The 12,633-nt window shown below is 70.5% G+C and carries 14 protein-coding genes and 1 pseudogene; 8 read left to right on the forward strand and 7 right to left on the reverse strand.

Features of this window, described 5'->3' with window-relative positions:
• Nucleotides 1–100: 100 nt before the first annotated feature.
• Nucleotides 101–703, reverse strand: a complete 603-nt coding sequence (locus ACZ3H8_RS02385) for a TIGR03086 family metal-binding protein (protein WP_467396443.1) — start codon at nt 701–703, stop codon at nt 101–103.
• A 127-nt stretch (nt 704–830) separates the two neighbouring features.
• Between ACZ3H8_RS02385 and ACZ3H8_RS02390 the strand changes: the two genes are divergently transcribed.
• Complete coding sequence (locus ACZ3H8_RS02390; RefSeq protein WP_467396445.1) at nt 831–3,002, forward strand: hypothetical protein; 2,172 nt, start codon at nt 831–833, stop codon at nt 3,000–3,002.
• Between the two features lie 50 nt (nt 3,003–3,052).
• On the opposite strand, the gene ACZ3H8_RS02395 is transcribed toward ACZ3H8_RS02390, so the two are convergent.
• Nucleotides 3,053–3,481: a hypothetical protein gene (locus tag ACZ3H8_RS02395; protein ID WP_467396447.1), complete on the reverse strand. Its 429-nt coding sequence runs from the start codon at nt 3,479–3,481 to the stop codon at nt 3,053–3,055.
• A gap of 185 nt (nt 3,482–3,666) precedes the next feature.
• Here ACZ3H8_RS02395 and ACZ3H8_RS02400 point away from each other — a divergent pair, with 185 nt between their 5' ends.
• A complete protein-coding gene (locus tag ACZ3H8_RS02400; protein ID WP_467396449.1) occupies nt 3,667–3,942 on the forward strand; it encodes a hypothetical protein in 276 nt (91 codons plus the stop codon).
• On the opposite strand, the pseudogene ACZ3H8_RS02405 reads toward ACZ3H8_RS02400, so the two are convergent.
• Nucleotides 3,936–4,196: pseudogene (locus tag ACZ3H8_RS02405) on the reverse strand (MerR family transcriptional regulator); the annotation flags it as partial. The gene ACZ3H8_RS02400 and the pseudogene ACZ3H8_RS02405 overlap by 7 nt on opposite strands.
• 110 nt (nt 4,197–4,306) lie before the next feature.
• On the opposite strand from ACZ3H8_RS02405, the gene ACZ3H8_RS02410 reads away from it, so the two are divergent.
• A complete protein-coding gene (locus ACZ3H8_RS02410; RefSeq protein WP_467396451.1) occupies nt 4,307–4,741 on the forward strand; it encodes a DUF5959 family protein in 435 nt (144 codons plus the stop codon).
• Nucleotides 4,742–4,754: 13 nt separating this feature from the next.
• On the opposite strand, the gene ACZ3H8_RS02415 is transcribed toward ACZ3H8_RS02410, so the two are convergent.
• Together ACZ3H8_RS02415 and ACZ3H8_RS02420 are read right to left on the reverse strand one after the other, a co-directional pair.
• The gene (locus tag ACZ3H8_RS02415; RefSeq protein ID WP_467396453.1) at nt 4,755–5,483 is read right to left on the reverse strand and encodes a DUF6585 family protein; all 729 of its coding nucleotides are present in this window, start codon (nt 5,481–5,483) and stop codon (nt 4,755–4,757) included.
• Between the two features lie 71 nt (nt 5,484–5,554).
• Nucleotides 5,555–6,700 (reverse strand): M20/M25/M40 family metallo-hydrolase, encoded by a 1,146-nt coding sequence (locus ACZ3H8_RS02420; protein ID WP_467397904.1) that lies wholly within the window; start codon nt 6,698–6,700, stop codon nt 5,555–5,557.
• A gap of 175 nt (nt 6,701–6,875) precedes the next feature.
• On the opposite strand from ACZ3H8_RS02420, the gene ACZ3H8_RS02425 reads away from it, so the two are divergent.
• Entirely contained in the window at nt 6,876–7,763 is an 888-nt protein-coding gene (locus tag ACZ3H8_RS02425; RefSeq protein ID WP_467396455.1) for a LysR family transcriptional regulator, read from the forward strand.
• 110 nt (nt 7,764–7,873) lie between these two features.
• Here the strand turns inward: ACZ3H8_RS02425 and ACZ3H8_RS02430 are convergent, their stop codons facing one another.
• On the reverse strand, nt 7,874–8,095 hold the full coding sequence (locus tag ACZ3H8_RS02430) for a hypothetical protein (RefSeq protein WP_467396457.1): 222 nt from the start codon (nt 8,093–8,095) through the stop codon (nt 7,874–7,876).
• A gap of 73 nt (nt 8,096–8,168) precedes the next feature.
• On the opposite strand from ACZ3H8_RS02430, the gene ACZ3H8_RS02435 reads away from it, so the two are divergent.
• From ACZ3H8_RS02435 to ACZ3H8_RS02445, 3 genes are read left to right on the forward strand one after another with little or no spacing between them, the layout of a single operon-like run.
• Nucleotides 8,169–8,441, forward strand: a complete 273-nt coding sequence (locus ACZ3H8_RS02435) for a hypothetical protein (protein WP_467396459.1) — start codon at nt 8,169–8,171, stop codon at nt 8,439–8,441.
• A 53-nt stretch (nt 8,442–8,494) separates the two neighbouring features.
• The gene (locus ACZ3H8_RS02440; RefSeq protein ID WP_467396461.1) at nt 8,495–9,187 is read left to right on the forward strand and encodes a response regulator transcription factor; all 693 of its coding nucleotides are present in this window, start codon (nt 8,495–8,497) and stop codon (nt 9,185–9,187) included.
• A complete protein-coding gene (locus ACZ3H8_RS02445) occupies nt 9,184–10,488 on the forward strand; it encodes a sensor histidine kinase (protein ID WP_467396463.1) in 1,305 nt (434 codons plus the stop codon). The genes ACZ3H8_RS02440 and ACZ3H8_RS02445 overlap by 4 nt, the downstream gene beginning before the upstream one ends.
• A gap of 6 nt (nt 10,489–10,494) precedes the next feature.
• On the opposite strand, the gene ACZ3H8_RS02450 is transcribed toward ACZ3H8_RS02445, so the two are convergent.
• A complete protein-coding gene (locus tag ACZ3H8_RS02450; RefSeq protein WP_467396466.1) occupies nt 10,495–11,337 on the reverse strand; it encodes a CAP domain-containing protein in 843 nt (280 codons plus the stop codon).
• Between the two features lie 309 nt (nt 11,338–11,646).
• On the opposite strand from ACZ3H8_RS02450, the gene ACZ3H8_RS02455 reads away from it, so the two are divergent.
• Nucleotides 11,647–12,576, forward strand: a complete 930-nt coding sequence (locus ACZ3H8_RS02455) for a fibronectin type III domain-containing protein (RefSeq protein ID WP_467396468.1) — start codon at nt 11,647–11,649, stop codon at nt 12,574–12,576.
• Nucleotides 12,577–12,633 lie beyond the last annotated feature (57 nt).

Below are 12,633 nucleotides of genomic sequence, written 5' to 3' on the forward strand. Positions count from 1 at the left end.
GCCCCCGGCACATCCGGATTTTGATGAGCGGTCCGCTCACGCCCGGTCCGGCTGGGCGGCTGCAGGGGCGGAGGCCGGGGCCTCATTGGTCTCAGTGGGTTCAGTCCCCCCGCTGCCAGTCGGGCCGGCGCCCGCTCAAGCCCACCACCCGGTCAATCAGCGGCGCGTCCTCTGCCACCTTCACCACCGGGCCGAACATCCCGTCCCGGCTCGGGTCGTCACCGGCCGGCTTCAGCAGTTCGTACGACACCCGCAGGCTCGCGTCACCAGGGGCGTACTCCTGCCCCGTCGCCCGGGCCAGATCCCAGCCGTGGATCACGAGTTCGTTCAGGGCGACCCGTCCGGCGATCGCGGCCGGGAAGGTGATGCCGCCCGCCTGGGTGTCGCCGTCCCACGCCCCGGGCTTCTGCCAGGCATCCGCCAGCTCGTTCAGCCGCTGCGGAAGCACAGCACGCCAGTCGTCGTCGAGGACCGGCAGCACCGACCCCGGGTCGGTACTGGTACTCGGCCCGAAGTCCTTCCGCGCGGCGTCCCGGAACGCGGTGGACAGCCCGACGAGGTGGCCCAGCAGCTCCTGTACGGCGTACTCCGGGCAGGGCGTCGGGTCCGCGAGCCGTTCGTCGCCGATGGCGTCGAGCAGCCGCGCCACGGCGCGGGCGGCGGGGTGCAGGTCGGGGGAGGAGGTCTGCGTAGTGGAGTCCATACACACAGGACCGGACCGGCAGCCGAAACTCATCGCTCCGCGCCCAGACACAGGAATGATCGCCTGATCGGGGCATCCGAACGCGGCCGGACCGCCCGACCCGCCCCGGGGCCCATACGCTCCCCGAGTGACCCGTACCACTGAGCTGAACACCGGACTTGACGACTTCCTCGCCTGGGCAGAAAAAGAGCGCGGGGCCCCGGTGCCCGTGCGCGTCGCGGACGCCGTACTGACGCTTCTGGCCGTGCGCGGCGCGGACCGCAGGGCGGGCGTGCCCGAGCCGACCCCGCAGCTCCTGCGCCGCGTACTGCACGAGGACCTGCCCCCACTACTCAGCGCCACCCCGACGGAACTCGCCGCAGTGCCCGGCGTACTCACCGCTCTCGCCGACTGCGTCCGGGCCGCGGGAAGACTGAACGCCAAGCGCCACACGCGTCTGGTCGCCGCGATCGACGACGCCATGCCGGAGTTCCGGCGGGCGATCGCCGATCCCCGGAACCTCACCTGGTCGGGCTGGTACGCGTCGCTGCTGCGCGCCGACGGTGTCGACCCCGACGACCCCGCCGCCGTACGGGCATGGCTCGCCGCCCATGAACGCGCACCCCATGCCGACTGGCCGGCCCTCCCCGCGCCACTGCATCGATCCGACGTCGCGGCCCGCACCTTCGCCGTCCGCGTCCAGCTCACCGAGACACTGCTCGCTGCTTTCGCTCACGACGTCGAAGGTCCCTCACCGGCCGGACCGCTCCTGCCCCCTCCGCCGCTGGACGCCGACCGCCCGGACGAGGCGCTGGGGGAGGAGCTGGAGCGGATCGCGGGCGCGCTGATCGACCGCTGGACGGCCGCGGGCCTGAGCGACGCACTGGCAGGACCGTACGCCGGCCTCGCGCCCGGGCCGGAGTCGCTGCCGCACGTTGCCCTCGCTGACCGCCTGCTCGACGAACACCTCGACTACTACGGCGATTCGGGCACCCCGCTGCCACCGCCGCGCGCCCTCCCCGCGCCAGAGGACATCCGTGGACTGCTGCATCGCGCCCCGCTCCCGGCGGCTCTCGCGGCAGGCTCCGACGACCTGCGCGAACTCGCCGAACGGTGCGGATTCCCCGGGCCCGCCACCGATGTCTGGACCCGGGGCACCCCGCAAGAGCTGACCGAACTGGGCGCGGACATCCTGACGGCGGTCGTGGAGCGCATCGCGGCCGCCGCGCCTGCCACGGACGAGGAGCCCGCCCGCGACGATGCCCACCACGACGCCCGCGACGACCTCCAGGACTACGCCCTGGACGCGGCGCATCTGCTCTACTCGCTGTACGAGCGCGGCGGCACCGCCGACTCCGTGGCGCGGAAGGCCGCCGAACACGGCTCCTGGCAGGTCGACCCGTCGCTCGAGGACGCGCCCGTACCGGTCCCCGACACTGCCGCCCCCGCCGGCTACGTAACGCCGTCACCGGACGAGCTGTCCGCCCTGCTCGGCATCCCCGGCCTGGGCGAGGAGGAACGGGCCGAACTCGACAGCCCTGCCCACGCACTGGCGGACGTGGTCGACCAACTGGCCGAGACGGGCTGTGTCTTCCGCGCCGGTGACTCCTATGGCCTCACCCCGCTCGGCAACGCTGTCCTGCGTCACGTACTGGCCGCGGGCCAGGTCGCCGCGCCCGACGAGGAAACCGTCGCCGCGTGGGATGCCGCCGAGGTCATCACGGCCGTCCAGAACTGGCCGCCGCAGACAGCGGCCCGCACACTCGAGCAGTGGACGGCCGGCCACGGCGGCGGATCCTGGAGCGACCTGCTGAACGCCCTCGACATCGCGAAGCGCACGGACTTCACCGACATCCGCACATCGACCCTCTTCACGTACCTCGACCTCGCCGCCGTCCCCGCCGAGGCCCTCCGTTCCGTCCTCACCCACCCCGTGACCGGCGCATACGCACATCGCTTGCTGCACAGCCGCGGCGAGGCCGCTCCCTCGGACGCCGAACGCGTCCCGCCGAGCGCCCGTGCGGTGCTGATCCTCGAAGAACTGGAGGCTCGCTGGGCCGAGGATCTGCGTATGTACGCGCGCGCCATGACGGAGGAGGAAGAACCGGACCTGACCGCCGTACCCTGGTCCCTCCCCGACGCCTTCGACGCGGCCGCGTCGACCTGGCCGGGCGGAGCACTCTCCCTCATCCCGGCTCTCGCGGAAGCCCATCCCCCCACATCGGTCAGGGTGCTGGAGCAACTGGGCGACGGCCACCCGGACCCCCGGGTGGCAGCACTGGCGTCCCGCACGGCGAAGGCGGCGAAGGCGAAGCCCTGAGCCCTCATGCACAGGGTTCTCGCTGATGGCGGGAGTCTTCGGCATCGGGCTTACGCAGTTCCCCCGCCGCTGTCCGACCGGTCCTGGAGCAGCCCGAGGACGCGCTCCGCCACCTGCCGGCGGCTGGAGGGCCGGGTCAGCCGGCCGCCGGACGCCAGCTGGCTCGCCAGGGTGGCGCACAGCCGGTCTCGGTCGGCTGCAGTCAGCCCGGGGGCGACGAGTTCGGCCAGGACCAGTGCCTGATACTGCTCGAAGGCGGAACGGGACCGCTCGATCGCCTCCAGGACGATGTCGAGGTCCGCCAGGCCGGGATCGCCTTGCATGAGAGCGAGAGCGTAGATCCGCCGCCCTTCGCCGCCGCTCTCGAAGAACTCGCGCAGGTGCGCCGGGTCGAGGGCGGTGTCCGGGGCCGACGCCCGGGCCGCGTCGACGAGCGCCTGCATCTGCGCCGTCCGGCGCACACGGGGGGCGTCGAGCATGTACCGCTCGATCCGTTCCCGGTCGTACGGGCCGGTGACGCAGGGGCCGGTGAGGATGCGGGCACCGGCGGCCCGGCCGATACGGGGAACGCAGCCGCCTCAACCGCAGTGCCGGTGCTGGACAGGCCCGTGATCACCTCTCAGGAGTTACCTGAGGCCGCCGACGCGGATGGCTGTCGGACCTGATGTGCCGTGCCGATCTGTCCCGTGTCCAGGACGCGCACACCTTCGCCCGTGAAGCGTTCGGCCGCTGGATCGAGTCCGGAACGGCGGCCCTGGACCGGCTGACAGAGCACTGCTCCGCCTGGGTGCCGGCGAACCGGCTGGTCATGGTCGAGCTCATCCGCAGCCACGACCCGATGGGCCGCCGCTCACCACGCCTTGACGCGTTGCTGGGGGCGGCGGACTGTCACCAGTCGGTCGCGTCGGCGATCGCGGTCTACCGGCACCCGACGGAGTGACCGGCACACGGGTCTGGAAGCGAGAGCTCCCGGTCCACGACCTTGCGGATCGTGGCGAGGTCAAGTCCCAGGCCGCGCAGGGTCCGTACAAGGTCCAGACGTGCGACGGCGTCGATGTCGTACAGGCGATAGCCGGCCGGGCTGCGGCCGGTCGGCGCCACGATCCCCGAGTCGGAGTAGAACCGAATGGTCTTGACCGTCAGCCCGGTCCGCCGGGCCAGATCGCCGATCGAATAGAGCGTGTCGCCGTCCATGCACCCACCCTCACATCTCCCCCTACGGGTGACTCAAGCCCCCGCTGAGGTGGGGTGAGCGCCGTCGGCTATGGTGCCGGGCACAAGCACCGGGGAGGGCGGGAGTGGCGATGGCGTCCGAGGGTCCGATCGACCTGATCAGTCTGGAGGGCGAGGGCAACAGCCTGATCGTACGGATCACCGGGAGGCAGTCCGCCCAGGACCCGCCCCGCACCGATGCGCTGGTCGGAGAAATCCTCGTCGACACCGCTTTCGTACGCGGAAGCATCGCGACATGGATCTTCCCGGAGGACCTGACGGAGTGGCAGGAAGCCCTGGACGCGCTCGATTGCGGGGCGGACGTCGTATGGCGTGAGGACAAGCGCACGACCGAGGTGCTCATCAGCCGCGACCCGGACGGTGAGCGGGCCCACGTCACCATCGCGGACCGTTCGATGTCGCTTACGACCGTGACGGTCACTGTCGCTCTGGCCGACGCCTGGTTCGACGATGCCTACCACCGCCTGGACCAGGTTCTGAAGACCTGGCCGTCGGAAGGCGCCTGAACGGCACTGTCCGTTATTGCCGGCAGAGGTTCGTGGCGATGGTCAGGAAGACGTAGAAGTTCGCGATGTCGCCGACCGCGGCACTGAACCAGGGGCTGGACTCGCCGGTCTTCATGACGTAGACCCTGCCTGCCTTGACGTGGATCTCCTGGACGTCGGGCCAGGCGAGGTGGCCGTTCCTGGTGGTGGCCATGCCGGTGCGGGAGACCTTGAAGCCACCGAAGTTGGTCGTCTGACCCTCAAGGATCGATTCCAGGACCGCCGGGCCCTGGGCGCGGACGACGGCCTCCTGCATCCAGGGTCCCCAGGTCTCGGGACGATCGTAGAATTCCGTGATCGTTGTGCCGGTGACGCCCGGGGCGACGACTGAGTAGGCGTATTTGACGGGGCCGGGGGCATCATTGATGATCACCTGGGTGATCTCCTGGTGGAGCCTTATGGAATCCCAGCGGACGGCGATCATTCCGTCGCCGAACTGCGGGTGCACGATCATTCCGTTCTCGAACAGGTAGAGACGCTTGGCGGCCTGCTTCCGGCTGAAGTTCGGGGTCCGGCGCAGCCACCAGAAGAACACCAGAGCGGGGATCACGAAGGCCACCAACAGATTGACGAGCGTGAAGATGTAGAGGGCGAAGATCAGTTTGCCTAGACGCTTGGGGGCGAACGTGCCCTCAAGTGCGCCGAGGCGGTGACGGGCGGCCAGTTCGGCGGCCTCGGGCGACAGGGATGTCGTTGCTGTCATGAGCAGCCTCTGCTTCGCGCTGGAGTGAGGGGTGTCGGACCGTTCGGGGCGCTGGAGTTCGCGCAGGTCGGTCAGGTCATCGCTCGTGTCTGCGTGATCAGTTGAGCGAGCAGGTGGGTGCGGGGTGTCATCTGTGCGACCTCGACGTGCTCAGTATCTGCGTGGGCGCCGCTGCCGACGGCACCTAGGCCGTCCAGCGTTGGACAGCCTGCGCCCGCGGTGTAGTTGCCGTCCGAGGCGCCGCCGACGGCGGCCCCCCGCGGCGGCTCCTGGCCCAGCTCCGAGGCGATTTGGCAGGCGAGGCCGAACAGTTCGGCGGAGGACTCCGGTTCCATTGGCGGCCGTTGCTTGCCGCCCAGTACCTTCAGCCGGGCTCCGTGCGTCCGGGCGGTAAGCCCCCGCATGAGATCGTCTATCCGGTCCTGCGCCGCCAGGGTCGGCACGCGCACGTCCACCGATACTTTCGCCAGCGCGGGCACTGTGTTGAGAGTGCTGCCCGCCGACAGCAGGGTGGGCGTGATGGTCGGGGCTCCCAGGGCGGAGCAGGCAGTAACGGTGGTATCGGTGCTACCGGTGGCACCAGTCGCACCGGTGATACCCATCGAGGCTGCGAGACCGGCGATGGCCAGGACCTGGTGAGCGGCCTCGATCGCGGCGTTGACCCCCTTCTCCGGCTCCAGACCCGCGTGGGCGGCCTTGCCGTACACCACGACCTCATACCGTGAGGTCCCCTTACGGGCGGTCTTGAGTGCGCCCTCTTCGTTCGCGGCCGCCTCCAATACGAAGGCGGCCGCGCAATCGCGCGCGGACTCCTCGATCAGCTCCCGTGAGGTCGGCGAGCCGACCTCCTCATCCCCGTTGATCAGCACGCACACGCCGTCCGGGGTGGGCAGGGAGGCCAGCGCGTGGAACATCTGCACCAGCCCCGCCTTCATGTCCAGGACCCCGGGGCCCCGGGCGATCCCGTCGGCCACCGACCAGGGGTGGGTCTCCAACGAGCCCACGGGCCACACCGTGTCGTGGTGTCCCACCAGCAGCACACGCGGTGTGCCGAAGGTCCACCGCAGGTGGGTCACACCGTCGATCACGATCGTCTCCGGCACGGCGCCCAGAAGTCTCGCGCCGAGGGCGCCGACAACCTCGGCGCTGCGGGCCAATGCCGCGTGGTCGGCCGAGAAGGACTCACAGACCACGAGTTCCTCCAGATCGGCCAGCATCGCCGGCAACGCGATCGTGGCTCCCGCGGTCACCGGCCCCGCCCCCTCTCAACCTGCCGTAAGGCCGGCACATCTCCTCCTCGGATTTCTTCCTCGGACCATGTGTGCGACGTTAGGAGCCGACAAGACATTCCACCAGCGACTGGATTGCATCGGAGCCATGCCTTGGAGGAATGTGTTTGACACCGACGCGCTGCGCCTGCTGGTGACCGTGGCCGACACCGGGTCGTTCACCAAAGCGGCGGTTCAGCTCAACTACACGCAGTCGGCGGTGTCTCGGCGGATTGCCTCGCTGGAGCAGCAGGCGGGTGGGCCGCTGTTCGAACGGCTCCCCCGGGGCGTACGGCTGAATCCCGCTGGTCATGCGCTGCATCGTCACGCCGTGGACGTGCTCGAGCGTCTGTCGAGGGCAGAGCAGGAGCTGGCCGTGATCCACGCGGGTCACGGCGGGACACTGCGCGTAGGGGCGTTCGGGACCGCGAATGTCTCCTTGGTGCCCGCTGCCTTGCGGGCGTTCAAGCAGGCCAGGCCGGATGTCGAGGTCATCGCGGTCGAGGGCCGGAGCGGCACGTTGATGCAGCGCCTTGCGGATGGGGCGCTCGACCTCGCCGTGGTCAGCGACTATCCGTCCGGTCTACCCTCGGCCGACGGTGTCACAACGGCCGTTCTGCTGGAGGACGAGTTGTTCGTCGCCCTCCAGCGCGAGCATCCCCTGGCCGGAGCCGGGACGATCGACATGCGCGAACTGCGCGACGAGGCCTGGCTCCAGGACGCGCCTGCGGGGGGTTCTCCCACGCTGCTCACCGATGCTTGCGCCCGGGCGGGCTTCAGGCCGAAGAAGATCATCAAGATCGCGGAGTGGACCGGGAAGTTCGGCTATGCAGCCGCCGGGCTGGGGGTGGCGCTTGTCCCCTCGCTTGCCGCCTGGGCGGTCCCGGCCGAACTCGTCCTTTGCCGACTCGGCGACCTCGCCCTGCGCCGGACCGTACATGTCGCACTGCCCGCCGACCCGCTGCCGGCGGCACTGAAGTTGAGGGATCTGCTGCACGACGCCGTTGATTGAACGATGCCACTGAGTGGCCAGTGCGTCGACGAGGGCCATGCCGCGGCCCGACTCCTCGTCGGAGGAGTGAAGTTGAGGGTCGCAGCCGCGCTGCCGACGTCGGGACACTCTCAGAACGACGTCTCCCGCACACTGGCCCGGTCGGAGGGAACGGTCGTCGCCGTGATCTCCGAGCGGTGCCGGTCACCCGCGAAAGTCACCGTCAGGGTGTCGGGCGCGCTCTGTGTGGTGCTGGCAGTGAAGCCCTGGCTCGGCACCGCCGAGATGAGGCACACCCCGCCGCTTCCGTAACGCACGGTCGCCTTCCCGCCCTGGGACGAGATGGTGTGCACACCCGAACCGCCCTGTTCGCAGCCCTCGCCACCCGAGTTCGCTCCGGACGGCTCCTGGGGAGGCCGCGGAGTCGTGCGGGCCGCGGGGGTTGGCGACGCCGTACGGGGTTTGTCGGTCTTCCGGGGCGGCGTCGGCCCGGGCGTGGACGGGCTCGGGGTGGGCTCGGGGCTCGGGGAGGCGCTCGGGCGCGGTGTCACCGAGGCCTGCGGCGAGGCGGCGGCGAAATCCCTCGGCGTCGACTGCGCGACCGGCGCCGTCGGCCTGGTCGAGCCCACCACAAAATGGACCGTGATCATGACGGCCGTAACGCTGGCCGCCGTGCAGGACAGCCAGATGAGCACGTAGCGCAGGTACCGGGACACGACACCATCTTGGCGGACCCGCTAACGTGCCTGCTCATGGCCTCCGTACTTGTCGTCGAGGACGACCCAGTCATCCGGGCCGCGCTGATCGAGGTCCTCACCGGACACGGATACGCGGTGAAGACCGCTCACCAGGGTTTCGAGGCGCTGCGGCAGATCACCCAGGGCCCGCCCGACATCGTCGTGCTCGACCTCGGACTGCCCGACCTGGACGGTCTCGACGTGCTGCGGATGATCCGGGGCATCTCGCGCGTACCCGTACTGGTCGCCACGGCCCGCGACGACGACACGGAGATCATCAGGCTCCTCAACGCAGGAGCCGACGACTACATGGTCAAGCCCTTCTCGGGCGGCCAGCTCGCCGCCCGGATCGCGGCCGTACTGCGGCGGTCCGGGCCCGGCGGGGACGACGGCGACCGGCAGCCGGTCCTCCAGGTCGCCGGTCTCAGGATCGACCCGCTCGCCCGGACCGCGCACCTCGACGGCGGCGAACTCTCCCTGACCCGGCGGGAGTTCGATCTGCTCGCGTACCTTGCGCGCAACGCCGACCAGGTCATATCCCGGCAGCGCATACTCGCCGAGGTCTGGCAGCAGCCGTATCTCGAGGACCAGACGGTCGATGTCCACCTCTCGGCACTGCGCAGGAAGCTGGGTGAAAAGGCCGCGGATCCGCGCTATCTGCACACTGTGCGCGGTATCGGGATCAAGCTGGTCGCCTCGCCGTCATGAGACGCGCCCTCGCCGGAATCTCCCTCGCCGCGACGCTGATGATCGCGCTGTCCTTCCTCATCCCGCTCGCCCTGCTCGTACGCGAACAGGCCCGGGACCGGGTGACCACCGCCGCCGAACAGCGTGCGGCCGCCCTCGCGCCGGTACTTGCCCTGACCACCAGACCCGCCGATGTACAGCAGGCCGTCGCGGGCCTGGGCTCGGACGACCAGCTCGCCGTACGGCTCCCGGACGGCCGGCTCGTCGGCACTCTGCATGCGCCGCCGGAGGCGCTGGACCGCGCGGTGCGCAAACGGGAGACGCTGGCGCTCGACACCGCCGAGGGATGGATCTATCTCCAGCCCGTCGTTCTGGACCGGAACCGGGTGGCGGTCGTCGAGGCATACGTACCCGCCGGGTATTTGACCCGGGGCGTGTGGGCCTCGTGGGGCGTCATGTCGCTGCTCGCGCTCGGCCTGGTGGGCGGCTCGGTGCTGGTCGCCGACCGGCTGGGCGCCCGGGTCGTCCGCTCCTCCAGGACCCTGAAGCGTGCCTCCCTGGCCCTGGGGTCGGGGGACCTCGACGTACGGGTGGAACCGGACGGTCCGCCGGAGTTGCAGGAGGCAGGGGCCGCGTTCAACACCATGGCCGACCGGGTCGTGGAGCTGCTCGCCATCGAGCGGGAGATGGTCGCGGACCTCTCGCACCGGCTCAGGACCCCGCTGACCGCGCTGTACCTGGAGGCGGACCTGCTGGGCGGTTCACCGGGCGCCCGGCGGATCACGGAGGCCGTCGCGCAGCTGGAGAGCGAACTGGACTCGATCATCACCGCCGCCCGCACCCCGCTGGCCGCCGGCCCGGCGAACGGGACGATTCCGGCACGCCCGAGCGAGGTGACCGAAGTGGTGGCGATGCGGCTCGACTTCTGGTCGGTGCTCGCCACCCAGCAGGACCGGCTGTGCGAACGCTCTTTCACGCCGCGCCCGACGCCCGTACGGTTCCCCGAGGACGACCTCGCCGCGGTCGTGGACGCGCTGATCGGGAACGTCTTCCGGCACACTCCGCAGGGCACTGCCTTCGCCGTACGCGTGGAGCGCACCGACCGCCATGTGCTGCTGACGGTGGAGGACGCGGGTCCCGGCGTTGCCGACCCGGACGCCGCGCTCACCCGGGGTGTCAGCGTCGGCGGCTCCACGGGCCTCGGCCTGGACATCGTGGCGCGTGCGGCCCGCGCGGCGGGCGGGGAGCTGGAGATCACCGGCGCGCCGATGGGCGGGGCTCGGGTGCGGGTGTCGTTCGGGCTGGCGGGCGACGAGCGGTAGCGGGTTCTACCGGCCGGCGCCGAAGTTCTGCGTCCACCAGGGGCCGCCGTCCCCGAAGTGCACGCCGATGCCTATCTCCTTGAAGGAGCAGTTGAGGATGTTGGCGCGGTGGCCGGGACTCTTCATCCAGGCATCCATGACGGCGGCCGCATCGGACTGCCCGCGGGCTATGTTCTCGCCCAGCGTGGACCAGAGATACCCGGCGGCGTCGACGCGGCTGCTCATCGTGGACCCGTCGGGCCCGGTGTGGGACATCACGCCACTGCGGGCCATGACATCGCTGTAGTCGTCCGCGGCCTCGGTCAGCTTCGCGTTCGAGGTGAGCGGCGAGCAACCGGCGGACGCGCGCTCCTTGTTGACGAGCGAGAGGACCTGGGCCTCGGCGCCGTTCGAGGACCCCGAGCCGGAACCGGAACCGGATCCCGAACCGCCGGAGGACGAGGCGGATCCACCACCACCTTCGGACCCGCCCGAACCGCTCTTCGTCGTGACCCTGGGCTTCGGCGCGGCCTTCGGACTCACCGTCCGCTTCGGCTTGGCGGAGGCGGAGAGGGAAGCGGACGGGCTCGTCGATGCCGTCGCCTTCGGGCTCCCCGAAGGGGAAACAAGCGGCGACGCGCTGCCCGCCGCGGCATCGTCCTCGCCCGGCCCGGCCGCGTCACCGGCGGCGTTCGTCTCCACCCGGCCGGCCGTTCCGCCATCGTTCCCGCCGACTGTGGCGAGGGTGGCTCCGACACCCGCGGTGACGGTGATCACGCCCAGGGCCAGCACGGCGCTGCGTGCCCGCAGCCCGCCCTTGGGACGGGCGTGAGAACGGGAGTTCGGGCCAGCGGCTCGTCGGGAACCCATACGTGCAACACCTCGGAAGGAAGACGGCTGAGCAAGCGAGATCCCGGCAGACGCAGCCGCGCCCACCGGGATCACGGTGGGGGGTTGACGAGAGCGTAAGCCGGTCCATGCGTCGAAAGACCCCGAGGAAGCGCTTCTTCAAGAAGCCATAAGAAAGCCATCAGGCTCCGGCAAGGTACGCCGGGCAGGCCGCGGGGCCATGTGCGGGTGCACCCCTTGTGGGATGACACAGCCTGTGGCATACAGGTCTGGACCATTGCCGTCCGCCGCGGAGGTCCGACCGTGCAACGTCCCCCCACACTGCCTGCGTTGGCCTGCGCCACTGCTCTCCTGCTGACCGCCTGCGGAGGCGAGGACAAAGACACTGAGAACCCGTCGCCCCCCGCCGGCGTGACGGCCCAGGCAGGCAGTGCCACCTCCGTGCATGTCATGTGGGAGCAGGCCACCGACAACAAGGCGGTTACCGGGTACGAGGTGTTCCAGCAGGGCGCCAAGGTCAAGACGCTGCCGGGCAACAAGCACATGGTCGACATCGACCGGCTGTCGCCGTCGACGGCCTACACCTTCACCGTCCGCGCGCGCGACTCCGCCGGGAACCTCTCGAAGCCCAGCCCCGCGACAGCCGTCACCACCCCGGCCCCCACGCCGGAGGACAGGAAGGCGCCCACGGCGCCGGCCAAGCTGCAGGGCAAGGTCGACGGAGGCCGGGCGGTCACCCTCAGCTGGGGGAAGGCCGCCGACAACATCGGGGTCACCTCGTACGACATCTACCAGGAGGACTCCCGTATCCACAGCGTGCGGGGCACTGAGACCAGGGCCCGCGTCACCGGCCTGCGGCCGGGCACCGTCTACACCTTCACCGTGCGGGCGCGCGACGCCGCCGAGAACTCCTCGCCGGACAGCAACTCCGTGGATCTCACGACGGCTTCGGCACCGGGGAAGGGGCCCAGCACCGCGCCGACCGATCTCAAAGCGACGGCCCGCAAGGGAAACGTCGACCTGACCTGGACGCCGCCGCAGACTGGCACGCCGGTCAAGGAGCATCAGCTGTTCCTGAACGGGAAGTTGGCCACCACGATCGTCTGGGGCGCCGCGCCTCCCGCCGGGACCGCGGCGTACACCTTCATGGTCACGGACAAGCCCGGCACCCGTTACAGCGTCAAACTCCGGGCGAAACTGCCCGACGGGAAGTGGGGCGACTTCTCAGCGCAGCGCACGGTGGTAGTCGGCGGGCGGTGAGTGTCAGTCCGGTGCGAGTGTTCACGGAGGCCCAAGCCGCCGGGGACCGCGCCCCCG

Source organism: Streptomyces sp. NPDC002868, assembly GCF_055563295.1.